17 protein-coding genes are annotated in these 25782 nt (G+C 43.8%); 11 read left to right on the top strand and 6 right to left on the bottom strand.

Going from position 1 to position 25782, the window contains the following annotated elements; genetic code table 11:
* Window positions 1-1656, top strand: a 1656-nt coding sequence (locus E1163_RS28210) for a glycoside hydrolase family 127 protein (RefSeq protein WP_155176762.1), incomplete at its 5' end; no start/stop codon positions are given.
* A gap of 18 nt (window positions 1657-1674) precedes the next feature.
* On the opposite strand, the gene E1163_RS28205 is transcribed toward E1163_RS28210, so the two are convergent.
* Window positions 1675-2142 (bottom strand): hypothetical protein, encoded by a 468-nt coding sequence (locus E1163_RS28205; protein ID WP_155176760.1) that lies wholly within the window; start codon window positions 2140-2142, stop codon window positions 1675-1677.
* 350 nt (window positions 2143-2492) lie between these two features.
* Window positions 2493-5801, bottom strand: coding sequence for a ligand-binding sensor domain-containing protein (locus E1163_RS28200; protein WP_155176758.1), 3309 nt, complete (start codon window positions 5799-5801; stop codon window positions 2493-2495).
* A 401-nt stretch (window positions 5802-6202) separates the two neighbouring features.
* On the opposite strand from E1163_RS28200, the gene E1163_RS28195 reads away from it, so the two are divergent.
* From E1163_RS28195 to E1163_RS28175, 5 genes are all read left to right on the top strand, one after another.
* Window positions 6203-7129: an alpha/beta hydrolase family protein gene (locus E1163_RS28195; RefSeq protein WP_155176756.1), complete on the top strand. Its 927-nt coding sequence runs from the start codon at window positions 6203-6205 to the stop codon at window positions 7127-7129.
* A gap of 390 nt (window positions 7130-7519) precedes the next feature.
* Window positions 7520-9892 carry a T9SS type A sorting domain-containing protein gene (locus E1163_RS28190; RefSeq protein WP_155176754.1) on the top strand — a complete coding sequence of 791 codons (2373 nt, stop codon included), beginning with the start codon at window positions 7520-7522 and terminating at the stop codon, window positions 9890-9892.
* 447 nt (window positions 9893-10339) lie between these two features.
* A complete protein-coding gene (locus E1163_RS28185; protein WP_155176752.1) occupies window positions 10340-11323 on the top strand; it encodes a hypothetical protein in 984 nt (327 codons plus the stop codon).
* 82 nt (window positions 11324-11405) lie between these two features.
* Window positions 11406-13001, top strand: a complete 1596-nt coding sequence (locus E1163_RS28180; protein WP_155176751.1) for a WD40/YVTN/BNR-like repeat-containing protein — start codon at window positions 11406-11408, stop codon at window positions 12999-13001.
* Between the two features lie 33 nt (window positions 13002-13034).
* The gene (locus E1163_RS28175; protein WP_155176749.1) at window positions 13035-14075 is read left to right on the top strand and encodes a zinc-dependent alcohol dehydrogenase family protein; all 1041 of its coding nucleotides are present in this window, start codon (window positions 13035-13037) and stop codon (window positions 14073-14075) included.
* 111 nt (window positions 14076-14186) lie between these two features.
* On the opposite strand, the gene E1163_RS28170 is transcribed toward E1163_RS28175, so the two are convergent.
* Entirely contained in the window at window positions 14187-14825 is a 639-nt protein-coding gene (locus E1163_RS28170; protein WP_155176747.1) for a class I SAM-dependent methyltransferase, read from the bottom strand.
* A gap of 156 nt (window positions 14826-14981) precedes the next feature.
* Here E1163_RS28170 and E1163_RS28165 point away from each other — a divergent pair, with 156 nt between their 5' ends.
* Entirely contained in the window at window positions 14982-16043 is a 1062-nt protein-coding gene (locus tag E1163_RS28165) for an alpha/beta hydrolase (protein ID WP_155176745.1), read from the top strand.
* 58 nt (window positions 16044-16101) lie between these two features.
* On the opposite strand, the gene pdxR is transcribed toward E1163_RS28165, so the two are convergent.
* Window positions 16102-17529: a MocR-like pyridoxine biosynthesis transcription factor PdxR gene (pdxR, locus tag E1163_RS28160; RefSeq protein ID WP_155176743.1), complete on the bottom strand. Its 1428-nt coding sequence runs from the start codon at window positions 17527-17529 to the stop codon at window positions 16102-16104.
* A 99-nt stretch (window positions 17530-17628) separates the two neighbouring features.
* On the opposite strand from pdxR, the gene E1163_RS28155 reads away from it, so the two are divergent.
* From E1163_RS28155 to E1163_RS28140, 4 genes are all read left to right on the top strand, one after another.
* Window positions 17629-18090: a cupin domain-containing protein gene (locus E1163_RS28155; protein ID WP_155176741.1), complete on the top strand. Its 462-nt coding sequence runs from the start codon at window positions 17629-17631 to the stop codon at window positions 18088-18090.
* Between the two features lie 57 nt (window positions 18091-18147).
* Window positions 18148-19053 (top strand): dihydrodipicolinate synthase family protein, encoded by a 906-nt coding sequence (locus E1163_RS28150; RefSeq protein ID WP_155176739.1) that lies wholly within the window; start codon window positions 18148-18150, stop codon window positions 19051-19053.
* A gap of 342 nt (window positions 19054-19395) precedes the next feature.
* Window positions 19396-22791: a two-component regulator propeller domain-containing protein gene (locus E1163_RS28145; protein ID WP_155176737.1), complete on the top strand. Its 3396-nt coding sequence runs from the start codon at window positions 19396-19398 to the stop codon at window positions 22789-22791.
* Window positions 22792-23157: 366 nt separating this feature from the next.
* Window positions 23158-23736 (top strand): hypothetical protein, encoded by a 579-nt coding sequence (locus E1163_RS28140; RefSeq protein ID WP_155176735.1) that lies wholly within the window; start codon window positions 23158-23160, stop codon window positions 23734-23736.
* Window positions 23737-23779: 43 nt separating this feature from the next.
* Here the strand turns inward: E1163_RS28140 and E1163_RS28135 are convergent, their stop codons facing one another.
* On the bottom strand, window positions 23780-25045 hold the full coding sequence (locus E1163_RS28135) for a sensor histidine kinase (RefSeq protein ID WP_155176733.1): 1266 nt from the start codon (window positions 25043-25045) through the stop codon (window positions 23780-23782).
* Window positions 25042-25716, bottom strand: a complete 675-nt coding sequence (locus tag E1163_RS28130) for a response regulator transcription factor (protein ID WP_343033994.1) — start codon at window positions 25714-25716, stop codon at window positions 25042-25044. Before E1163_RS28130 ends, E1163_RS28135 begins: the two co-directional genes overlap by 4 nt.
* Between the last annotated feature and the right edge of the window lie 66 nt (window positions 25717-25782).

Here is a 25782-nt window from a genome sequence, read left to right as displayed (position 1 = left end):
GAAGGAGCATCTTATTCGCTGATCAGTGCCCCTAACAAAAAATTATCTGCATTGATAGACTCATTGGTGGCCATCATCAAAACAGGTCAGGAAGAGGACGGTTATTTAACCACCTGGAGAACCATTGATCCGGCCAGGCCGCCTGCCCAATGGGTTGAGGTCAGGGAAGGAAAGCGATGGGAATCGCTGGGTGCGAGCCATGAATTATACAATGCAGGGCATCTTTACGAGGCCGCAGCAGCACACTATCAAGCAACAGGGAAAAGGAATTTTCTGGACATAGCCCTTAAAAATGCCAACCTGATGGTAAGCACATTTGGAGACTCGACAACAAAAATACAGGCAGTCCCGGGACATCAGATCATAGAAACAGGGTTGATAAAACTCTTTCAAATTACAAAAAACGAAGATTACCTCAATCTGGCTAAATACTTCCTCGATAACAGGGGAAAACCGGAAAATCACGAACTTTTTGGCCCTTATTCCCAAGATCATGTGCCGGTGACAATACAACAGGAAGCTGTTGGGCATGCAGTTAGGGCTGTCTATATGTATGCGGCAATGACCGATATTGCGGCCCTGAAAAATGATTCGTCCTATGCTAAGGCTGTAAATAACCTTTGGAACAATATGGTGAGTAAAAAAATGTATGTTACCGGAGGTATTGGTGCCAGGCATGAAAGTGAGGCCTTTGGTGAAAACTATGAGCTGCCCAATCTCACGGCTTACAGTGAAACATGTGCCGCAATAGGCAGCGTATATTGGAACCATAGATTACATAGCCTGTATGGAAGTGCCTCATATTTTGATGTTATTGAACGTACAATGTATAACGGACTCCTTTCAGGCCTGGCATTGAATAGTGAAGAGTTCTTTTATCCCAATGCCCTGGAATCTGATGGTGTATACAAATTTAACAGAGGGGCATGCAGCAGGCAATCGTGGTTTGATTGTTTTTGCTGCCCTACAAACCTGATTCGCTTTATCCCTTCTATCCCGGGACTTATTTATTCAAAGCATGAAGACTCAATCTATGTAAACCTGTATGCGTCCAGTAAGGCTACAATAGAAATTGAGAGCAATACAATAAGCTTGGTGCAAGAGACGGACTATCCCTGGAACGGAGTGGTGAACATACGCATTGATCCTAAAGAAAAAGCACCTTTTACCTTAAAGTTAAGAGTGCCCGGGTGGGCCCGAAATGAAGTATTGCCCACTGATCTTTACTCTTATAAGGAAGCTGCTCATACCACGGGTTCTGTTTTAATAAATGGAAAAAGACAGAATATAGCCCATGAGGAGGAGTATGTATCTATTACCCGCGAGTGGGAGGCGGGAGATGTTGTGACACTTGAACTTCCAATGGAGATACAAAAGGTGGTTTCACATGATAGTATAGCGCAAAACAGAGGGAAGGTGGCTCTTGAATATGGTCCGATCGTTTATGCCATCGAAGAAGTGGATAATCCGGTCAACTTTGACAGAATTAAGGTAACAGATGAAGCTTATTCGATAAAAAGGGAGGAGGACTTACTGGGAGGAGTAAATACAATAAACGGACAGAACCTCAAAGCCATACCCTATTATTCATGGTCTAACAGGGGAGTTGGTAAAATGAAAGTATGGATAGAATATAAAAATGAAGAAAAAGACTAAAGCCTGTCGGTAGCAATATCATCTGCTACAGCGTATCGAATCGCTATTTACTATTTTGCATCCTTCAATTACCGGGAGTTTAGTGAAATTATCAATTTTAGCGTCAATGGTTGCATAGTAATAGTCAAGGTTGGAAAGATCGGCCCCATCAAAATTTCCATTCATGATATAAGCGAAATTTAATACTGATTTGTTGAAGTTACTTCCCTTAAAGTTATAGCCGTCCATCAGGTGATCGCTGTTCTGGTTATTTGTGGTGTCAAGTAAATTTATCAGGTTAATCCCTGATAAATCCATGCATTCTGCATTTTTTGAGATACGAACTTTTTCAAAGTCAACTACATTGTACCCTTCCTTTCCCTCGCAGTTTAAGCATTTTCCATTGGATTCGTTGTATTTAAATATTGCTTTACTTTCACACTCATCATCATCACTACAGCCTGATGCCATTATAATAACCAGCATTAAATAATATGTTATTTTCATAATAGTAGAGTCTTTGCGATAATTTGGAAAACAAGGAATATATAGGATTAGCCAGAATTTCCGGGGGAGACATTAACTTTTTGCCCTGGTATTTGGCAGTTATTAACAGCAGTCGACAGGAATAAAATAACAATAGACGGTTACTTATTTTTAGTGCTAAGCATCACATGTATTTAATTTTCCTATCCATTTGCTCCACGGTTTTTAGCTTGGTCCACTTCATACGGTATAGCGAAGAATATTTCTTATCTAAAGGTAGAAAATAAAATGAATTTTTTTAAGTTTTAATGTGCTTTATTTTGTGATGGCTCAGCATGATGTGTGCTAAAAGATAGTGTTCTCTAATGTAACTAAGCTTTGCTTTCCGAAACCTGCACGTCCTCTTTATTCGCTTTTTGATTGGTTTTAAAATAAATCCGGAAAGTGGTGCCTTTGTCGACTTCGCTGTCTACTTCAACGTAGCCTCCCAGTGTAACAGCTTGTGTTTTTACCAGGTATAATCCCATGCCCTTGCCTTGTGCATGCTCATGAAATTGGGAATATAATGTAAAGAGTTTATCCCCGGCCGAAGAGAGATCTATACCCACGCCATTATCAGTTACTGAGAGGCACATGAAGTCACCTTTGATATCGGTGTTCACTTTGATTACCGGTGCCCTGTCCGGATGCCTGTACTTTATGGCGTTGCTTATGAGGTTGATGAGTATACTTTCAAAGTATGGTTTTACCGTATTGATGTGTGTACAGGCTGAATAGTCTTCTTCAAAGCGGGTTTTGGTCTCCTCTATCTCTTTACTCAAATGGTCTTTGATCAGCTCCATTTCTTCCCTGATATCAATGTTACTGACTACAGCCGTATTGTTTCTTTTAATATCGAGGATGAGGGACAGGTCCTTTACCACCTGGTCACATTCCTTAGTGGCCCTCACCAGTTTTTCCGATATCTCTTTTGCTTCTTCAACCTCGTTTTTGTCTGTTAACCTAAGAAGCCTGCCCAGGCCGAGTATTCTGGCAATAGGGGCACGCAGATTGTGAGCCGCCATGAAGGTAAACTGCTCCAATTGCTGGCTATACTCCACCAAAACCTTGGTCCTGCTTTTTACTTCGCTTTCCAGCCACTCATTCTGTTGTTTTATCTCTTCATTTTGTTCTTCTATGGTACGCTGGCTGGCCACCAGTGCTTTTGTTCTTTCATCTACCATTCTTTTCAGCAGCTTATTGCGCTTTTTGATACTGCTCATTCTCATTCTGTAGTACAAGATGGTAGCGCCTATCAGTACGGTAGCCGCAATCAGTCTGGCCCACCAGGTTTGCCACCACGCGGGGAGTATATGTATGGTTAGTGATGCCCCTTCTTCGTTCCATAGTTGATCATTGTTGGAGGCCTTTACCCTGAAAGTATAGGTGCCGGCATCCAGGTTGGTAAATGTGGCTGTACGCTGGTCATCTACATAGTTCCACTCCCTGTCAAAGCCTTCGAGCTTATAGGCATATTTATTTTTATTGGTTGATGTGAAGTTGAGGCCAACAAAACTGATCGAGAAGAAGTTGTACCTGTGGGGCAAAGTGATCTCCTGGGTCTCAGTTATGTTACGCTGCAAAATGCCTGTTTCATCGCCAATGGAAACCGATTGGTTAAATAGTTTTAATCCTGTGATGTAAACCGGTGGGGAGTGTGGGTTGTCGTTCAGGCTGTCAGGGTGGAAGACGTTTACCCCGTTGCCCCCGAAAAACATCCACCCATCACTATTTTTAAAACAGGAGTTAGCTTTAAAGCTATTGCTCAGCAGGCCGTCACTGGTATCATATTTTTTAACAGAACCGTCTTCAGGATTAAAGCGTGCGATGCCTTCATTGGTGCTTAGCCATAGGTTTCCGTGGTCGTCTTCCAGTATGCCGTTGATAACATTGTTGGGTAGCCCCTGTTCGGTGGTGTACTTTTTTATAAGCTTTTTATCTATGATCAGGTGTAAGCCTTCGGTAGTTCCAACCCATAAACGCCCTTTTTTGTCCTCGGTGATGCAGCCCACAAGTCCGCTTACCACGCTGGCGCCGTTGTTCAGGTGACTGCCAAACCGGGTTATTTCGCCGTTATCAGGGTTGTACCAGGTCAGCTCCTCTATGGTACCTACCCAAATAGTCTGCTGGCTGTCTTCGTATATGATACGGATGTAATTGTTGAACTCAATATCTGTGGTGTGCTTAGTGAAAATACCGTTAACCTGATCTCTGAGAACATTGATCCCTCCATAGGTACCAAAGAGCATCCGATGTTTTTTTGACTCCTGGCAGATGGAAAACACATTAGGGTCAGAGAGGCTTTCAGGGTTATTTTTATCGGGAAAGTAATTGATGAACTTACCATTTGCCTCATCATACCTGCTTGTACCTTTTGACCATGTGCCAAACCACATTTGATGTTGTCTGTCTTCATAGATACATATTACCGGGTCTGTACTAAACCCCTCTTTGGGGCGTATATGCTGGAAATGTTGTACTTTATCCTGATCCTTCATCACAACGCCTTCCTCAGTGCCCAGCCAAATGCGTTTTTTCGAATCCTGCCTGATGGCATTCACAACATTGTTTTTCAGAGGCACATCAAGCTCCGAAAACTTATATTTTAATTTATCATATACACATAGTCCCCTGGAATATGTACCAACCCAGATACGGCCTTGCCTGTCCCGGTAAAGTGCATGAATGGAGTTGTCTACTACAGAACTGGGGTCATATTTGTCATTAATAAATGTCCTGATGGTATTGGTCCGGGTATCGAGGCGGCTGAGCCCGCCGTTTTCAGTACCTATCCAAATGTAGTTTTCATCCTCACAAAGGGTCAGGATATTATTAACACGCAGCCCTTTAGGCTCACCGGCTTGTACAGTATAGTTGGTAAAATTGCCGGAAGAGGGGTCTAACCGGCTCAATCCATGCTTTGTACCAATCCATATATTGCCGTGGGTATCTTTAATGGCTTTATGAAATTCGTTGCTGACAATGCTATTCGGGTTTGATTCGTCTGGTTGATAGCTTATCAAAGAATCATTTTGAGCATTCCATTTAAAAAAGCCGGTATTGTTCAAGCCTACCCAAAAGGTGTTTTCAGATTCAGGTATAAAAGTTGATACAGGTGTTTTCGAGGAGAGGATGTCAAAATGCTGCCACTTGCCCGTGGCCCGGTTGAGCCTGGCAACAAAGGCCATCGGCCATTGTATGCCTGCAATCCATAGGTTTTTGTCAGCATCTTCTATGATCTGGCTAATCTCGCAATCGTAAGAATAATTTTCTATTCGTTTAAAGCAGTCCCTTTCCCTGTCATAGGTATGAAGGCCGCCATTGGATGTACTCACCCAGAGGGTGCCTTCGCTGTCTTCATACAGACTTAATATGGTATTTCTAAGTAGTGTACTGGAGTCATTTGGATCATTGCGGTACACGGTATATTCATACCCGTCATATCGGTTCAGTCCGTCTGATGTACCTATCCAGACAAATCCGTAGGAATCCTGGAGAATCGATGGAATGGTGGAGTTATAAAGTTTTGTATCTTCATTAGGCCGGGAGAACTTGACCTTTTCCAGGTTAAACTGTGCCACCACGGTCGTTGCCTGCAAAAGAGCGATTAAAAGATATACAATATGGTATTTCTTATTCATTTTAAGCCATTGCTCCCATAATCAGGATTTGATGAAGAAATGCCGGTATTTACCTGGCACAAAATACAGACCATTGTTTCAGGTATTATGGCAGGAATCTAACCAGCTCAAATCTTACTTAATTTAACTTTTAATTTTATCATTAAAAACCCCGCTTGTCTATTCACCATCAATTTCTTATAAAAACTTTATGAGGAAGCTGGTAGTTAAGGCTAACACTTTTCATCCACCTTTTGTAATCGAGTAAGGCGAGCTCCACGTCCCGTCCCCAGGTCTGTTCCCCGGCAGGGCCCCGGATGTTTTGAAATGATGAATTCACTTTGATTTCTGCCTATTATACTGCCCATAGAAAATATATAAAAAAACAATTCGTTGTATCACTCCTACAAAAACCTTAACACATGAAGATTTCCCTTTCGATCGGCCTGCTATTTTTTGGTTTCAGTGTGGCATTTGGCCAGAATTATGAAAAGATAATATTTAACAGCAAAATTGATGATGGCTATTATCTGGCCGTAGTACCTGAATCAAAAGAACTGTCTGGAGTGCTGGTGCTTTTGCCTGGTTTTGGGCAAAAAGCAGAAAGTATTTTCCCTGAAACCAAAATTCATAATGTGGCATATTTGCACGGCATTTTGACCATAGCGATCGCCGGAGGGCGGAAGTTATATGCAGATGATGAGGTGGTCAGCAGGCTTAACGCAGCTTTGGAGCATGTGAAGGAAAAGTATAACGTGGATAGAGATAAGTTTTTCATCGGTGGTTTTTCTGCCGGGGGTACTATCAGTCTGAGATATGCTGAGTACTGCTTTGAAAAACCTGCAGAAGCGCCCATAGAGCCACAAGGCGTGTTTAGTGTCGATTCTCCTGTAGATTTATTTAACATTTGGGCTTATTTCCAGCGTGAGATCAGAAAGAACTATTCTGAAGCAGGTGTTGGCGAGGCCAATTTTGTTAGCGAAATCATGCTTCGCGAAATAGGCGACCCAGTAAACAACAAAGAAAATTATGACCGGTTGACCCCATTTAATGCTGACCTGAAAGGTGTAGGTAACGAAAAATACCTTAAAAATACAAATGTAAGGGTGTACCATGACGTTGATATAGTATGGCAGCTACAGAATAGAAGAAGGAGCTTGTTCGACTCCAATGCGCTTGCAGCTTCTGAAATGATCAACAGGCTGCTACTTATGGGCAACGACAAGGCAGAGTTTATGCCTGCAAAGCAGCCGGGATATAGAAGTGCCGGGTTCAGGCACCCACATTCCTGGTCTATTGTGGATGAAGTTGAGCTGCTTCAATGGGTGAAAGGAGGCCTGCAGGATTAGAAAAGAACTTTTACACCCGGTCGGTTTTCCCATATTTTATCCTCTCCACTTCTGGCTTGTCACCGATAGCCAGCCCATTTAGCCTGTTAAAACAGCATACCGTTGCACCAATGCTATTCGGTGATCGGTGGAAATGAAACCAGTACCCAGAACCACCTGGAAACCGTCAACCAGTAACCAGTACAGTACCCAGTAAACCAGTAACCAGAACAGTTGTCCCGGACCAACCTCCGGATGAGCTAAAATGAAATTGGATTTTTTGAATTAGCCCGGAAGAAGAAGCGTTGTGCCTTCAAATATTGCCCATGTGACTTTCGACCCACATTTTCACCGCTTTTCTAGCTGGATGTCACTAATATTACCGCTCAACCAAACCTAAAACCAACAATTATGAAAAAGCTTTATTTAAACCTAAAGCTCAAGGCTTATGCATTTTCCCCATTCTATGCGGCCTTGATTTTAGCAGTTTTTTTCTTTTCGTCAACGGTTCATGCTCAACAACCCCTGAGTATGAAAAAGGTCTCCTATGAATGGAAATATACCTCAACAGGAGATAAAGACCCCACAACCTTACGTCAGGAGCGAGACCATATCGTGGAAGTGGCCGGCGCTACCTGGCTTCGCCTTTACTTTGAAAATGTAACCCTGGGCAGCGAGAGCTATATCAGGCTGACCTCCCTGGAAGATGGGGCAGTGCAAATCCTTGATGCCCGAAAACTGGCGCAGTGGGGCAACAGCAGTGCTTACTTTAATGGCGACCAGGTAAGGATTGAAGTCATTTCCAAAGGAGATGCTGACATTTCGGTGGCCATTAAAGAAGTAGAGGCCGGTGAACCTGCGGTAGGCACTTTGTCTCAATGTGGCTCTACTGATGACCGGATACCTTCCACTGATGCCGCCATTGGGCGTATCGTACCTGTAGGATGTACCGGATGGATCATCAAAAATGGTAAAATGGTGACCGCCGGACACTGTACCGGCAGTAGTATGCAGGTGTTGCAGTTCAACGTGCCGCAGTCCAACTCCAACGGGAGTATAGTACACCCTGCCCCAAGTGACCAGTACACTATTACCAGTGTGGTGGATGGCAGCCTGGACTGGGCTGTATTTGAAACGTCGCCCAACAGCCAGACCGGTCTTACAGCTATTGCCGCTCAGGGCAAATCATTTGACGTGAAGCAGGTGAATAGTGCAGGTACTATCAGAATTACCGGTTTCGGTGTAGATTCAGGTACCAGAAACCAGACCCAACAGACTCATTCGGGGCCTTATTCGAGCTCTACCAGTACTAAACTTTACTATACAGTAGATACCGAGGGAGGTAACTCCGGGTCTCCTGTTATTGATGAAAGTACAGGCCATGCCATTGGCGTTCACACCCATGGTGGTTGTACTTCTTCGGGCGGTAGTAACTCAGGTACTAATGCCAGGGTAGCTGAATTTTGGGACGCCATGGGACTGGACACTACTCCGCCGGATCCATGCGCTACTACTATCAGTTCATTTCCGTATACCGAAAGCTTCGAAAGTGGCATAGGCTCCTGGGCACAGCAAAGTGGCGACGACCTCGACTGGACGCGTGACTCCGGCGGAACGCCTTCAAGTGGTACAGGCCCTGCCTCAGCAGCAGGCGGCTCATATTACCTGTATGTAGAGGCTTCAGGTTCCGGGTACCCAAGCAAAACTGCACTTATTAATATGCCATGCTTTAACGTATCAGGACTGTCACAACCTTCACTGACCTTTTCTTACCACATGGAAGGCACATCTATGGGCAACCTCGTAGTAGAGACAAGTACCAACGGAGGCAGCTCATGGTCTACCGCCTGGTCTGTTTCCGGAAATCAGGGCTCGGCCTGGCAAAGTGCTTCTGTGAACCTGCCTTCTTCCAGCAGTCTCTCCATCCGCTTTAGAGGTACCACAGGTAGTAGCTGGAGCAGCGACATTGCCATAGACCTCGTATCAGTGAAAGATGCTGATGGTGGAGGTTCGAACTGTGAAACGATCGGTTTTAATGGCGTAACTTTCAGTTCGTACAGCATTGCCGATGATGGTAACTATACCGTGCTGGACGATGCCACGGTACTTTTGGAGGATAATACATGGAGATCCATACCATTGAACTATACCGTGACTACCAACACTGTACTGGAGTTTGAGTTCCGCAGTACCAGCGAAGGGGAAATTCACGGTATAGGCTTTGATACTGATGCCAGTACTGAAAGTGGTGCCACCTTTAAAGTACATGGCACACAGAACTGGGGTATTACCAATTATGACAATTACTCAGGCACCAACTGGGTGAGCTACAGTATTCCTGTTGGTGACTTTTATACCGGTACATTTAACCGACTGTTCTTCTCCAACGACAATGATGCAGGAAGTGGTAACAACTCTTACTTTAGAAATGTACTTGTTCATGAAGGAGACTGCCCGACAGCGGCAACGGCCAAAGCTACAGCCAGGTCTACTTCCGGTCAGGTACCTGAAATTGCCCATGAGGGGGAAGAAGGTTTTGTCGCAGCCGAAATGAGCATTTTCCCTAACCCCGCGCTGGACATCATTCATGTCAACTTTGCAAAAGCCGAAGGGCAATGGGACCTTAAAATTACCGGTCTGGAAGGCAAAGAATACTTCCACACTACCGGCGCCACCAGCCAAGGCCGTATCTCCGCCAATGTATCAGGCCTGCCCGATGGCGTTTATATAGTATCCCTTGAAACCGAAAAAGGAAAAGTACACCAGAAAATAATAAAGCAGTAGACGATTAGGAGAGTAAATTCGTCTTTTTTGAAAGCCTGAGCTGGGAAGCTCGGGCTTTTTTTGTACTCCACCACATCTCATAAATTCTAGTATCGCGTCAGCGCTATCGGCCAATAGAGCTTTTGAAAACCTTCGGAAGGTTAGCAAAGCTATGGCTAAATCATTTGAGAAAAATTCTCATGGCTCCATATTTAAAACTAAAACCTTGATACTATTTTTTAGTATTTAAAAAGCAACATATGTAGTAATACGACTAGAATTTTAGCAAGACAATATGATAAAAACCAAAATAATTGTTGCGTATTTTAAATATCTGCTTGTTTCTCAGAGATCTGACATTTTAATTTACACATCGTGATCTGGTAGTAGATGATGAAAGTTGCAAATAGACAAACTCCAATTGCATTTTTGTTTCACTATCAACCATAGCTTAAACATATAAATCCCATGAAAAACTGTTTATTGGTTGCCTTGATTATTTTGATGCTTCCCTTCTATACAAAAGCCCAATTTGTAATGCCGAATGAAAAAGATGCACAGGAATTCAAAAAGAGAGCTTTAATTATACAGTTAAGGACTCCGGATGAAGATGTTTTAAAAAAATACCGGAAGGAACCAGAAACTGTTGAAAGGTATAAAACCCATATAGGAAATATAAATGAATCGATAAAACAGGCTTTCAGTCATTACTGGAATATGCATGATGATATCTTGTACATGAGAATATCAGAGATTCAGGAATTTATGACAAAAGCAAATAAAGAGCAATATGCCATATTAACCATGGAGCCCGGTACCGATGTAAGGCCTGAGATGAATACCAGGGTCTTAATAGACGGCTACCTGTTCTCAGCTTATCTTGGAGGCAAAAACAAGCCCTTTTTTACATGTATGGTGCCTGATGATCTGTTATCACCTTTTCAATATGAATTCCTGCTCAGGAATATCCAGAAGTATATGGAGGCCGCCTCAAAGGGACTAGACAGAAATGACAAATCCTTGTGGGATTACGATAGAAATATGTCTCAATTAGAGAAGAACATATTGACCTTGCCAAAGTCCGTTGTTTCAATTGAAGAGTCTGAGGCCAGAGAGATTTATAAGCTTCCCCTGGCCCTGAAAAGTGATGAAGAAGTGGCGGAGCTCTATAAGCAAAAACCTGAAGGAGTACTCCTGCCCGGCATCATTTTCCACACCCATAAAAAGATATGGATGTACCTTGTTATTAATCCGACAACCATGGATGTAGTGAGCCTTGTACCGGTTAATTCAGGTGTTAACTTCAGTTTGCGTACAAGAAAGCCCGGGTATAGTAAATATGACGCCTATGCTGAAGCTATGGACCTGTTCACGATTAAATCCTCATCTGGTTTCGGGTCGAAACAGTTTATGGCTATTGCGCATGAAATGGCTTTTAAGCTTAATTATTAAATAGTAGTTAACCTGCCTAAGATTTGCTCATTTATCCATTCCGGGAGGTAGGCAGAACGGCTTGAATAAAAATTTATAGTTAATGAAATACACCTCGTTTCTTTTAATTCTGCTCCTTACCGGTGCTTGTTCAACTATTAAGGACATGTCTCTGGAAAAGAATAAAAAATATAATAAAAAAGGAGGAGGGTTTGTCTTGGAAATAGTTAATACTGCTCCGAGAATAACCTCTGCTATTGAACAATGGAACCATGTTTATATATCATCAATCACAGGTGAATCAACAGGTTATATGGTTTCCGGCATAACTACCCCTTACTCTTCAGAACTGTTTGTTGGGCAACTTCCGGAGGGAAAATACATGATAGCTATGATGAAGGGTGAGCATACCATAATGAATATGGTGTATTTAACTTTTGGTTATCTTCCTCCATGGTTTTTGGCCTTTGAAGTGAAAAATGGTGAAATTAATAATCTGGGAACTGTCCTTTACCATCCATTAAAAACTATGGGTAGTCAGGAAAGGGTAAATCCTCCATATGTCATATCTAAATTAAAGAGTGATCATGCATATTTATTTTGTTCAGAGAAATTTCCTGTATTTTTTACAGGAAAAGCTGTCAACAGGATTAATCAACCGGACAGTTTACAATCAGCTAACGCTCAATTGAAGAGCGCTGCAAGGCCAGTTTTAGGAGCAATGTCTGATAAAGGACAAATGTTTTTTGGGTGTAACATGGGCAGTCTGATGGTGAAAGACTCCTCAAATATGAACAAATTCCACCTGGAAGGTAGTGGTAAAATTTTATCACTATCTGCCTTTGGTGATGAGATAGTGGTTGGTGGTGAAAATGGATTATTCGGATTTTTCAATACCGCGAATTCCTCATGGAAAGGTATTAATTTGCCTGACAGAGTGGGGAATGTATTTGCTATTGAAAAGCTGGACAATTCAAGGTTTTTATTACTTGTCCATCGGAAAGATACCCTTTTTGAGTTATGGGCTTATGATTACCATGCCGGGAAATTCTCCTTATTGGAGAGCTTTACAAAAACAATTAAATCCAAAATAGCAGGTTTGGTGTATCCAGTCGCTTTATCCCATGAGGAAGTAGTAAGGGTATTCATAGACGAACGTACATGGCACATCAACAAAACAACTTTAGAGGTTAATAAGCTTACGGGAGGTGGTGAATACAATTTTATTTACGAGCAGCCAAATGGTATAATTACCGGCTCAAAACATAATACCTGGAGAGGACGAGACCCCTTGGAATTCAGTAATGATGGAGGTAAAACATGGGTAGTTTCCAATGAAAAGGTCAACGTGTTTACTTCAATAGGGCAGCCCATTTATGTAACCAGCGATTCTCTTTTCTTTCGCACCAGGCGTAACTATAAACTCGCTGTGAATGAGCTTAATCGAGACAATCATGTGTCCTTTCTGAAATCGGAAGATTATGGAGAAAATTGGCAGCCTGTTGGTAACCTTCCTCTTGGGTGTTATAATTTTATACACGAAGTGTCTAATGATGATAAGTTCGTTGTAGGATGTGAAAGCGGAGATATTATGCAAAGTGAAGATCAGGGAATATCCTGGGAATTGCTCTATAAAAACAATGAGATTGACCTTGATGAATACCCAAAATATCTACAATTTGTGCCAATGGAAGAGTAGCGGCAAAACTACCGGTTGAAAGTTTAAAAATATATGCGAGCATTAGTTTATGAAGAATTTCAGGGAGCAATAAAACTTCAGGTCGTTCAGGACCCCACACCAAAAAGTCACGGAGTGGTGATCAAGGTTGAGGCTACAGGTTTGTGCCTTAGCGATTGGCACGGATGGATGGGGCATGATGCAGATATAAAATTACCACATGTGCCGGGCCACGAACTTGCAGGCACCATAGCTGCCGTAGGTAAGGATGTGAAGAATTTTAAAGTTGATGATCGTGTAACTGTACCCTTTGTATGCGGATGTGGTACATGCAGAACGTGTATATCTGGCAACCACCAGGTGTGTGATCATCAATCCCAGCCCGGGTTTACACACTGGGGATCATTTGCGGAGTACGTAGCCATTGACTTTGCCGATACCAATTTGGTAGAGATACCTGCTGAAATTAATATGGAGACAGCAGCGATTTTAGGGTGCCGGTTTATTACGTCATATAGGGCAGTAGTGGAGCAGGGAAAGGTTAGAGGAGGGCAGTTTGTGGTGGTACACGGCTGTGGAGGAGTGGGCATATCTGCTATTATGATTGCCAACGCACTGGGGGCACAGGTCATAGCTGTGGATATCAATGATGAAACGTTGAGCCTGGCTAGAGCGTTGGGAGCAGCAGAGACTATCAATGCCCGGAACAATAGTAATGTAATAGCAGAAATCAAATCTCTGACAGATGGAGGTGCGCATGTATCCATCGATGCATTAGGAAATCCGGTTACCTGCTTTAATTCTATAGCTAACCTTAGAAAGCGGGGCAAGCATATCCAGGTAGGTCTAATGACAGGAGAGCATAAACACCCCAAAATCCCTATGGATCTGGTAGTGGCAAACGAGCTGGAAGTCATCGGAAGCCACGGCATGCAGGCGTACAAATACCCTGAAATGCTGGAGATGATAAAAAGTGGAAAGCTAAAACCTCAAAAGCTGATTGAAAAGACTATTTCATTGCAAGATGCCATCACGGCATTGCCAGCCATGAGTAAATTTGAAAACAAGGGAGTTTTGGTCATTAATTCATTTTAGAATGAGGATTGTAAATTGGTTATGTAGCCGCCTGGAAGGAAAGAGGTAGCATCTTCAGCTTTCAGCTTCATCAACTTTCTGCCTATGACAGTGATCAAAAAAACAGGCACGTCATCTCCCGGTGGCTTTTAAGGCTTCAATAACCACAAAACTACCTTTGTCATGTCCGGGAGTCGGTTTTTCTGCTTTATCCGGATGTACAGTTAGTAAAGTTTGACAAGTCTTGAAGCCCGAAAAACCTGCTTTTTTTAATTGCTTAACCGTTTCTTCTACTGTGCGAAAACAAACATTTTTGTTGGTTCCCGGGTCGTCCATGTTCATACGTTTTTGTGCCACTTCTCCGTCTTTGTGTAGTGTACCCACAAGTAGTTTTCCTTCTTTCGCGAGTACCCTGAATATCTCCCGGTAAGCCTTTTCAGGCTCAAGTATGAAGTGATCAACAGCTATCAGGATGGCAAAATCAAACGCTTCATCAGGATAAGGCATGTTTTCAGCTTTACCAATAGAGATGTCAATTCCCCTTCGCTTTGCGATCTGTGCCATATTTTTGGAAGGTTCGATGCCATATTGAATTCCCAACTCTGCAGCAAATCTTCCTGTGCCAGCTCCAATATCAAGCCCTTTGCCGGAATTTGGAAGAAAAAATTTAATTGCTTCCACATCTGATAAAAATGTGTTTTTGTGGTCGTCAAACCACCGGTCATACTCTTGTGCAATGGCATCAAAAGGGTTGGGTTCGTTATCCTTCATGTCAGTGGGTTTTTATAACTTAACTCTTATTAATATCTAAATTAAAGGAATATCTGCATTGTAGTTTTTTAAGCAACATACCTTTTAGTCTCAATACTCATATCTCGATACTAAATAACTATATTTGAAAGCCCCATTCATCTAATACCTGTTACCATGAAAAAATATATGCCTCGCTTTTCGGTCGTTTTATTATTTGCACTGACCTTTTCTTTAAATACACTCGCTCAGCAAAAGCCAACAACCAAAGGCACGGTTCAGCGGATCAAAGTAAGCAGCCAAATGCTGGAAGGGAATCTTAGCGGAGACAGCGCTGATCGCTATGTTTCTGTTTACCTGCCAGCCAGCTATAATACTGATCCATCCAGGCGCTACCCTGTAGTGTACTACCTTCATGGTTATACGGATGATGATGCCAAGGTTTATGGCTTTAAACCACATTGGATGACACTGCCATTGATCCTTGATGCTTCATTTGCGAAAGATCCCGCCCATGAAATGATAGTGGTGACACCTGATGCCTACACCCTGTTCCAGGGCAGCATGTACTCCAATTCGGCTACAACAGGTAATTGGGAAGATTTTATAGCAAAAGAATTAGTAAGTTACATCGATAGCCATTACCGTACTATTGCCAGAAGCGACAGCCGGGGTTTAAGTGGTCACTCCATGGGAGGGTATGGTGCCATGCGCATAGGCATGAAAAACCCGGACGTATTCTCTGCGTTGTACTTGCTTAATCCCTGCTGTTTGGACTCGCCACCTGTTCCTGATGAGATCCCGGCCTCCTATTTACGCGCAGACAGTATCAAAAATATAGATGGATTCAGGAATACGGACTTTTTCACCAAAGTACTTTTTGCGTCTGCTGCTGCCTGGTCCCCCAACCCGGCAAATCCGCCATTTTATATCGACCTTCCGGTAAAAGATGGAGAACTGCAGCATGCCGTTTTGAATAAGTGGGATGCCAACAGGCCTTTAAATAGTCTGGACCAATATATCTATAACCTGAAACAGCTCAGAGGTATTGGCTTTGATGCGGGAACAAGAGACATTATGGGTATCCCTGAAAGTATTAAAACCCTCGACAATGAGCTTGATAAATATGGGATTGACCATTCATTTGAAATTTATGAAGGCGACCATCTCAATCGTGTAACGGAAAGGATTGAGAAAAATATGATGACATTCTTTTCTCAGAATTTACTGTTCAGGTAACTGACATAAGGTCTTTTTCGAAGCTCCTTTGAAAAGCCATGGGACTACTCTTTTCGAATTACGAAGCTCTTAGCGCAGAGGCAATGGCTTTGATTCCGTTTTCCAGTTGTTCCTCGCTCAAAGAGCCAAAGCCGAGCCTTAGACCATTTACAGGTTGTTCGTAGCTGAATTTGTCCGGAGTTATAATTTGAATGCCTTTTTGTAAGAGGTTCTCAGAGAGCAAGAAGAGATCAACATTTTCTTTAAAGCGGATCCAATAGGATAAGCCTCCGTCGGGCCTGGTAAAACTTACTTCGTTCTCAAGGTGGCTTTTTAAAAGGCCATGGAAGAAGTCCCTTTTCCGCTTATAGTGGGCTGTAGCTTTTCTCAGGTGTCTTTTTATTTCCCCGGAAGTAATTAGCTCAAGTATGGCCAGCTCCATGATTATGTCACCCTGTACGTCAATTATACTTCGCAAATGTCCGATTTTATTGATTATTTCAGGGCTTCCTGCCAGGTAGCCTACCCGCAAGGCTGGAGCCACTACTTTGCTAAAGCTGCCGACGTAAAGGAAATTCTTGAGTTCTTTATAGCTGCTCAGTGGAAGTAGCGGCCTTTGCTGGTAATGAAATTCATGGTCGTAGTCATCTTCGATCAGGGTAACATTATAGGCATTACATAACTCGATGAGCCTTAACCTTCGGGGAAGGGATAAAGAAACCGTGGTTGGGTATTGGTGATGTGGTGTGAGGTAAATGGCTTTTACGGTTTGCTTTTGTAAAACTAATGCCACCTGCTCCATATTGATACCCTCATTATCTACATCAACGGGCACAATATGGGCGCGGGCTTGTGCAAATGCCTGCCAGGCCGGTTTATATCCCGGGTTTTCAACAATCACCGCATCTCCGGGCTTGAGCAATACCTGGGCGGCCAGGTACATAGCCATTTGGCTGCCCCTGGTTACGCAAAGCTGGTCTGTGGAAAGATGCATGCCCCGGTTATAGTTCAACATTTGCACCAGAGCTTCCCTGAACCGCAAATCGCCCAAAGCACTCCCATAGCCCATCATGCGCCAGCGGGCCGTACGGTTGAATATTTGCCTGTAAGCCCGGGACAGTGCCTCTACCGGTGCCAGCTTAGTATCAGGAAAACCGTCGTTAAAAGAGATTTCAGCTTTAGGTTTTTCAAAAGTGTCCTGATTTTCTGCAGTTCTTTTTGGTGTTTCCGCCTTACCTAAAGGTTTGGGCAGCGACTCAGGCACAAACATGCCTTTTCGGGATATGGATACCAGCCATCCCTCCGCCAGTAATACATCCAGAGCCTGTACAATGGTATTTCTGTTCACACTCAGCGAATCGGCAAGCCTGCGGCTACCCGGTAAAGCATCGCCTGGTTTTAGCTTCCCTTCACGAATATCGCTGATAATGGCATCTGCAATTTGCAGATAGATCGCTCGTTCGCGGTCAAAATTGAGCTTTATCTGAAGTTTCCAAGGTCTGAGCATCTGGACTACCTGTTTTTATAAAAACTGTGTCATTTCGATGGTCCAAATATGAGCTTTTTTTGTATTGCAATTTCGCACAACACAAAAAAATAAAATGAAATGAACACAACAGAAAAAAAGTATTCGTCCAAGGATTTTCATCAAACCTTTGCCAGGCCCAATTATATCAAGGTCGATAAAATCATTCACCGGAATGTAGAGCAGGCAGGTGAGCACGATCAGTTTTCGGCCGAGAGAAAGCACCCGGTGTTTTTTGTAGATCTGCCTACCAGGAATGTAAGTATGACCATTGGCGGGCTGCTTCCCGGGCAGGTGACCAACAGGCACAGGCATACCTATGAAACCGTACTCTATGTAGTTGAAGGCGCAGGTTGGACAGAGATAGAGGATGAACGAGTAGAATGGAAGGCAGGAGATGCCGTGTATATCCCCGGTTGGGCGTGGCACAGGCATGGGAACCTGAATGACGTGGATAACGCTAAGTACATCGCCTGTGAGAATGCTCCCCAGCTACAAAACCTGGGCGTAGCCCTGCGTGAAGAAGAAGGCCGGGACCTTTAAAAATTCCAGCCCCGGTAAAGGGAATATTTATTTAATTCAAATTAAAACGATTTTACAATGAAAGTACCATTCAAAGGCATAATCGCCTATCCTATTACCCCATTCGATGAAAATGAAAAGGTGGATATAAAACTTTTTAAACATCTCGTAGAGCTCCTGGTGAAAAATGGTTCGCATGGTATAGCCCCACTGGGAAGCACCGGTGTACTTCCTTATCTGTCTGATGAAGAAAAGGAGGCCATTACAGAAGCCACGATTGAGCAAGTGGACAACCGGGTCCCGGTTCTTGTTGGAGTTTCCAACCTCACTACAGACCGTACCGTGTACCATGCCAGGTTTGCAGAGTCAGCAGGTGCTTCGGCCGTTATGGTTATACCCATGAGCTATTGGAAATTGACCGATGATGAGATATTTCGCCACTTTGCTACCGTGGCGGAAAAAATATCCATTCCTGTGATGGCTTATAATAACCCGGCCACTGCAGGTATAGATATGTCGCCGGCCCTGCTTAAGCGACTGCTTGAAATACCCAATGTAACCATGATCAAGGAAAGCACAGGGGATGTACAGCGCATGCATTATCTGAGAAAAGAGCTCGGAGAGGATGTTGCCTTCTTCAACGGCTCCAATCCTCTTGCTCTTGCGGCTTTTTCTGCCGGGGCAAAGGGGTGGTGTACTGCAGCTCCTAACCTGATCCCTGAGTTAAACCTTGGGTTGTATGAAGCCATAGCAAACAATGATCTGGCTACTGCTCAAAATTTGTTTTACAAACAGTTGAAACTTTTAAAATTTATTGTGGAGAAAGGTCTGCCCAGAGCTATTAAGGCAGGACTTACCTTGCTTGGTGAAGAAGGTGGCAGTCTCCGCTCTCCACTCAACCAGTTATCAGAAGTAGAAGTAAAATTGCTGGCCTCACTGCTGAAAGAATGTGGCAAGGAAGTTTACCATAGCCAGCCTGTTTGATATCAATGCCCCGCTCACAGTGTAGCGGGGCATTACTTTTATTAAAAGTAGATGCAGGACTGAAGGGGTGTAATGTCTTTAATGTGCCAGTACTTCTGGACAGTAAAGCTGCGATTCAGTTTTGCTTTTGCCAACTGCTTTTGCCGATTGCTACTAGCCACCTGTCTGTCAATCCTTCTCTTTATCACAATAAAGTACATGTGACAGCAATTAGGCAAGAATGCATTTCTCAGGCCGGTTTTACTTGCTATAATTGCAGTTGATCCTAACCCGGCTTTTTTCCATAATGGCCTGTCTGGCCAGATTTTTTTGTATTTGATTCCCTTCAGGAGGGATTGATCTATGGACCTACGAAAACACACGCTCTTTTTATCTGCTTCTATCATTTTATGCCTGCTTTCAGCCGTTAGGTTGTCGGCGCAGGGTGATAACACCCGGTTTGAACACATTTCATGGGAAGATGGCCTCTCTCAGGTAACTGTGCAGTCCATCATTCAGGATAGCAGGGGCTTCATGTGGTTTGCCACTGAAGACGGCCTGAATAAATACAACGGGTATGAATTCACTATTTACAGGCATAATGCGGCCGATTCTGCCAGCCTATGTTCCAATCGGGTCACTGACCTTCATGAAGATAGCCGGGGTGCATTATGGGTAGGTACAAAATACGGACTGAGCCGCTTTGACAGAAATACCCAAACGTTTGTAAGCTACCGGCACAAACCGGCCTATGACAACAGCCTGAGCAATAACATGATCAATGCCATAGCAGAAGACGAGGCCGGTAATGTTTGGGTGGCAACGCAGGACGGGCTAAATAAATTTAATGCTGCCAAAGACAATTTTCAGCGATACAGTCTTACTTCAAGTGACTCCACAAGCCTTGCAGATAACGTTATCAATGATATGGGCATCGGCCTCAGAGGCAGCCTCTGGCTGGCTACTGCCAATGGGCTAAAGCATTTTGATCCGTATTCCGGCAAGTTTATCACCTATAGTTTTGAAGCAGGGGACGGGGAGAAGTATGTTGATAATCAGTTGATGTCATTATTTGTCAGTAGTGAAGGCACAGTCTGGCTGGGTACAGCGCATGGATTATACAGTTTTGAACCTGAGAAGCAAAGTTTTACGGCACATCATCACCCTGATTATAAACCTAATGTGCCGGAAAACCATATATTTTCTATTTCGCAGGACAACCGTGGCAAAATATGGTTTGGTACTATGGGTGGAGGCCTATACGGGCTGGATACTCACAGCAAGACATTTTCACACCATATAAAAAACAATCAGGACCCGTACAGCCTTAGCGATAACGCCATTGTAGAAGTATACATTGATAAACTGGGCTATATGTGGCTGGGTACGCAGTCGGGAGGCATAAACAGGATCAATGGGCAGGGGCAGAATTTCAGGGCTTATTATGAGCATGCCGGTGATAAAAATAGCATGAGGGGCAGTACCGTCTGGGACATTTTTGAAGATAGCGACAGCCTGCTATGGGTGGCAACAGACCAGGGGCTCAATAGCTACAACAGGGAGTCGGGCCAGTGGACAAACTATACTCTGGATCGTGAGGGAAACCCCTCCAACCGTAAAACCATATGGTCAGGCTTTGAAGATAACTCTGGCGGCATCTGGATAGGTAAAAACGGTGAGGGTTTGGGTAAGCTGAACAAAGAAACCGGAGAAATTGCTTACTATCATGATGATCCGGACAAGCCGCGCAAAAGGGTATGGAACGTATGGCGGGTTATGGAAGCAGAAAAAGATTTTTTGTGGGTAAGCACTTTAGGCAGCGGACTCAAAAAATTCAACAGATTAACAGGCCAATTTATCCACTACCTGCATAACCCGGCCCGTGACAGCAGCCTCAGCAATGATTTCGTATGGAGCATGCTGCCGGATGGTGATATCATGTGGCTGGGTACCGGGGAAGGGCTTAACCGCCTGGATATAAAGACAGGAAAATTTACCCACTATAAGCATGACCCGACCGTGGCCGGTAGTATTAGTAACAACAACATCTACGCCCTGCATGAAGGTGGCAGCGGTACACTGTGGGTAGGCACGAACAATGGGCTCAATAAGTTTGACAAAGCTACCGGTACGTTTAAAGCCTACCAGGAGCAGCACGGATTGATCAATAATGTAATCTACGGCATCCTGGAAGATGGTAACGGTCATTTGTGGCTGAGTACCAACAAAGGTCTTTCAAAGTTTGACCCTCGCGCTGAGGTTTTTAAAAACTTCGATGCCAGCGATGGCTTGCAGAGCAATGAGTTTAATGCCGGAGCCTACTATAAAACACGGGCCGGCGAAATGTGCTTTGGTGGTATAAACGGATTTAATATTTTTCATCCGGATAGCATTCGTGATAACCTGGACATTCCGCCTGTGGTAATTACCAGCTTTGAGATTTTCAATAAGCCCGTGCCGATCGGGGAAGGCTCCCCCCTGGAAAAGCACATTACCGAAACAGACGAAATTACGCTTTCATACGACCAGTCCGTATTTTCATTTGGGTTTGCAGCACTGAATTATACCAGTCCTGGAGCTAATGAGTATGCGTATATGCTTGAGGGTTTTGATGAGGGGTGGTACCACGTGGGCCACCGGAGATTTGTGACCTATACCAACATCCCTGCGGGAACCTACACTTTCAGGGTGAAGGGTTCTAACAATGATGGTGTGTGGAATGAAGAGGGCGCCTCCATTGTAGTGACTATTGTGCCGCCGTTCTGGCAGACCTATTGGTTTTATACATTGCTGGCTATTGCGGCTGTCTTGCTTGTGTTCACCATTTTCCAATTGCGCCTGCGGAACCTTAGAAAAGCGAGGAAGCTACTTGAAAACCAGGTGGATAAGCAAACCCGGGAACTGCAGCAGGAAAAGGAGCGTGTAGTGGCCCATAATGCCCGGCTCGATGATGCGCTCCATGAGCTGAAGGAGGCCCAAACGCAGTTGGTACAGGCAGAGAAAATGGCATCGCTGGGTCAGTTGACAGCAGGAGTGGCCCATGAAATCAACAACCCGGTAAACTTTGTGTCTGCTGGGATAGATTCGCTGCAGGTGGATTATGAAGAGATATTGGCGCTGCTCAACCGCTACCGCGCAGGGGAGCCTATAGGTGAAATTGAAAAATTTGAAAAAGAAATAGCCTTTGACGATTTACTGGTCGAAATAGAGCACCTGTTTGGCGGCATTAAAGACGGGGCAATACGCACCCGGGAGATTGTAAAAAGCCTTCAAAGCTTTAGCCGCCTCGATGAAGATAATTTAAAGCGGGTGTCCATCAATGAGGGAATAGAAGCCACACTCGTGATTTTAAAGAACAGTCTGGAAGATAGGGTAGAGGTATTCAAGGCGTTTGGCGACTTGCCGGAAGTAGAGTGCTATCCGGGACAGATCAACCAGGTATTTATGAATATTCTTGCCAATGCCATTCAGGCCATAGACGGACCGGGAACCATAGAAATATCCACTGCAAGTGATGGCGACAACGTGGTAATCAAAATTAAAGATTCCGGAAAGGGCATTTCACAGGAACATATAAGCAAAATATTTGATCCCTTCTTTACTACCAAAGATGTAGGGCAGGGTACAGGCCTGGGACTGTCGATATCATATGGCATCATAGCCAAACACAACGGCAAGATCCTGGTTGAGAGCAATCCGGGGGAAGGTACCACTTTTACCGTTGAGTTGCCCGTAATCCAGGTGGCTCAAACGGTTTAATAAGATATAGCCGTTTAATAAATAAGGGATGAAGCGTAAAACGTGTGGAGTAAATAGGGAGTAAATAGATTGCTACTGAAAATCAGTAAACCGCGCTTATGGTTATATTACACGTGTTTGTCTACTGCTTTTGCCGATTGCTATTAACAACTGTCTGTCAGCAAAGAAGTGAAAATTAGGGTCTCACCAGAAATTCCGCTTAATCCTAAATAAGGCCTCTAAACTAGTTTGGGCTGATGACTGAAAAGTAGTTTCCAGGAAGTTGTGCTGCTTCGGAAGTATTGGTTATTTTCAAAACAGAAATGTAAAATAGCCAAACCAGTAAACCTTTAACCCATCATGAGCCCCTTGAAATATCTTTTAACCATGTTTATCATACTGCTTTGGAGTGGATGCAAAGTAAATAATCAATCATCTGGGTCTGCTGAAGAGCAAGATGTCACCCCCGTTACTACAGGGTACTCCGATTGTGATTATGGAATAAAAATATTTAACCAGCATGCCAGCGGGAGGATCATAGATGATCTGGAGGAAATCAGGGAGAAATTCGGAAACCTTCCGGAAGAGCTTAAGGCACTGTATCCGGCCGCCAGATCTACATGGAATGGTGCATTGCGGAGTCTGGAGTACTCTTACACTAAAGATTATCAGGCTGATCTGCCCGATTTTAGAGGGCCTTATGAAGATTGGAGAAGTCGTAATTTAGGTGATGATCAAAAATTCTTCCTGTTGCTTACAGAGCTAAAGTATGGTGCATACCCGGTCGGCAGCCTTGACCTGGCCACACGAGCCGCCTGGGCAGAGAATGCCAATATAAATGAAAGGTTAAATGCTTACATCCGGGCTGCTTTGCATGGCAACTGCCAGCCTGTTGCTGCTTACAAAGTGAAGGACCTGCTGAACCCTAAAAAACTTCCCGAGAATATAGAAGCTGCTATTGATTGATAGCTGCTTCCGCGCAGCGTTTGTCTCTATTTTCTAATTGTGGTCAACACTTGAAATCGATCGAAAAACTATGCATCCCAGTGTGGTAGCTGTACCTCACCGCATAACCATTAATATCGCAAATCTTTTTCACAATGGACAGGCCCAATCCTGTTCCTTTGTGTTCTGAGCCTTTGGCAAAGCGGTTGAATAGTTTTTCAGCCGGAACCTTTAAAGGAGTACCTGTATTGGTGATCGTCAATACACTATTCTCAACGTTAATGTTGACCTGTCCCCCGGCATCACTATATCGTACAGCATTGGTGATCAGGTTGGTTACAAGTACCTCCACAAGTGTTTTATTGCCGTTGATACTTAGCGTATTCAGTTTGCAGGAAATGACGATGCCGCGCATGTCAGCCAAATGAGCGATATTGGAGGCCAGTGTACTTACCAGTCTCGATACATCAAAAGCTTCCGTTTCCGTAAACTGCATATTTTCTATCTTGCTGAGCAAGAGCATATTTTTATTGAGCTTGGTAAGTCGCTGCAGGCTCTGCACCAGGTCCTGTATCACCAGCGATTGCTCCTCATTAAGGTCAGGGCTTTGCATAAGCATGTCTATTTTGGAGTGGAGGATCGCCAGTGGAGTTTGCAGCTCATGCGATAGGTTTTCGATAAACTCTTTTTGCTGTAAAAATATCTTTCTGTTCCTTTCGGTCAGGTGCTCCACTGCCTTGTTCAGGTCGCTGAATTCAGCAATCTCCGTCGGCTCAAAGCTTATTTCCTGATGCTTGTCCAGTTGGTATGCCTTCAAAGCTTTCAATGTTTTATAAAACGGCTTCCATAGCTTAATCGAGAGGCGACGATTAATCAGGGCCAGACCTGTAACCAGTAAAATGGCCAGTATACTCTGGGCAACTCCAAGAGTGAGCACAAGCCCATCGCTGTTTACAAGGGAAGACCGTACCGTAAGCAGGTAAGGCTTGTTTTTAATGATAACCTTAGAAGTAAGTGTGCGGAAAGGATGCGTTTGATCATGGATGCTGTCATACTCATAAATGGTTTTATAGGTATCCTTGTATGGAGCATCATTAAACTCCATCAGGTCAATTTCATGTACTACATTATTTAGCACCACCAGGTCTGTTTCCAGGTTTTCCAGGTCCTTTACATGGTCAATAAACTCGTCGCGATAAAGCAGTAGAAGCTCATCTACCTCATTTTCTATGATATAACTTATAAAAGTAATAGATAACGGAATGCTCAGCAGCACCAACAGTACCTTATAGACAATCTGGCTGCGAAAGCTTTTTTGAAGGAGTCTCATAATGAAAATTTGTAGCCCAGGCCGTAAACGGTATTGATATAGTCTTTGCAACCGCAAGCGGTCAGCTTTCTTTTTAAATTTTTAATGTGGGCATAGATAAAATCAAAACTGTCCATCATGTCGGCATCATCACCCGTAAGGTGCTCTGCGATAGCCATTTTGGAGACCACCCTGTTTTTATTAGAGATCAAAAACAGGAGCAGGTCAAACTCTGATTTGGTCAAAGGTACTTTTTCACCATTTACGTGGATAGCCTTTGCCGCCAGGTCAAGCAGTATCTCTTCGAACCTGACGATATCGTTGCCCTCAAATTTGCGCCGCCGCACTATGGCATGTACCCGGGCACCCAGCTCAGCCATATGAAAGGGCTTGGGCAGATAATCGTCAGCTCCCAGTTTAAGCCCTTTTAGGCGGTCGTCCAGAGAGTCTTTGGCCGAGATGATCAGTACACCATCGGTTTTATTCATTTTTTTGAGTTCCTGTAGTAGTTGGAGGCCACTGCCACCAGGGAGTGTGATATCAAGCAGAATGCAATCATAGTCAAATGCACTTATCTTCTCCAAAGCATCAGGGAATGTAAATGCATATTCACATAAGAAACTCTCGTTTTTGAGGTAGGCGGCTATACTTTTGGCCAGATTTTCTTCGTCTTCAACAATCAGGATTTTCACCGTACAAGATCAATGGTAACTTTAAATAATTTGTTTTCAACCGTCTATTTCAACAGTATTGCAGAC

The sequence above is a fragment of the Fulvivirga kasyanovii genome, assembly GCF_009711405.1.
GTDB classification, from domain to species: domain Bacteria; phylum Bacteroidota; class Bacteroidia; order Cytophagales; family Cyclobacteriaceae; genus Fulvivirga; species Fulvivirga kasyanovii.
The sequence above is the reverse complement of the archived record's forward strand: the minus strand, read 5'-3'. Positions and strand labels throughout refer to the sequence as shown.

Coding starts and splice junctions, on each gene's coding strand:
- E1163_RS28205 (WP_155176760.1), bottom strand. CDS start 2,142: ATGAAAATAACATATTATTTAATGCTGGTTATTATAATGGCATCAGGC.
- E1163_RS28200 (WP_155176758.1), bottom strand. CDS start 5,801: ATGAATAAGAAATACCATATTGTATATCTTTTAATCGCTCTTTTGCAG.
- E1163_RS28195 (WP_155176756.1), top strand. CDS start 6,203: ATGAAGATTTCCCTTTCGATCGGCCTGCTATTTTTTGGTTTCAGTGTG.
- E1163_RS28190 (WP_155176754.1), top strand. CDS start 7,520: ATGAAAAAGCTTTATTTAAACCTAAAGCTCAAGGCTTATGCATTTTCC.
- E1163_RS28185 (WP_155176752.1), top strand. CDS start 10,340: ATGAAAAACTGTTTATTGGTTGCCTTGATTATTTTGATGCTTCCCTTC.
- E1163_RS28180 (WP_155176751.1), top strand. CDS start 11,406: ATGAAATACACCTCGTTTCTTTTAATTCTGCTCCTTACCGGTGCTTGT.
- E1163_RS28175 (WP_155176749.1), top strand. CDS start 13,035: ATGCGAGCATTAGTTTATGAAGAATTTCAGGGAGCAATAAAACTTCAG.
- E1163_RS28170 (WP_155176747.1), bottom strand. CDS start 14,825: ATGAAGGATAACGAACCCAACCCTTTTGATGCCATTGCACAAGAGTAT.
- E1163_RS28165 (WP_155176745.1), top strand. CDS start 14,982: ATGAAAAAATATATGCCTCGCTTTTCGGTCGTTTTATTATTTGCACTG.
- pdxR (WP_155176743.1), bottom strand. CDS start 17,529: ATGCTCAGACCTTGGAAACTTCAGATAAAGCTCAATTTTGACCGCGAA.
- E1163_RS28155 (WP_155176741.1), top strand. CDS start 17,629: ATGAACACAACAGAAAAAAAGTATTCGTCCAAGGATTTTCATCAAACC.
- E1163_RS28150 (WP_155176739.1), top strand. CDS start 18,148: ATGAAAGTACCATTCAAAGGCATAATCGCCTATCCTATTACCCCATTC.
- E1163_RS28145 (WP_155176737.1), top strand. CDS start 19,396: ATGGACCTACGAAAACACACGCTCTTTTTATCTGCTTCTATCATTTTA.
- E1163_RS28140 (WP_155176735.1), top strand. CDS start 23,158: ATGTTTATCATACTGCTTTGGAGTGGATGCAAAGTAAATAATCAATCA.
- E1163_RS28135 (WP_155176733.1), bottom strand. CDS start 25,045: ATGAGACTCCTTCAAAAAAGCTTTCGCAGCCAGATTGTCTATAAGGTA.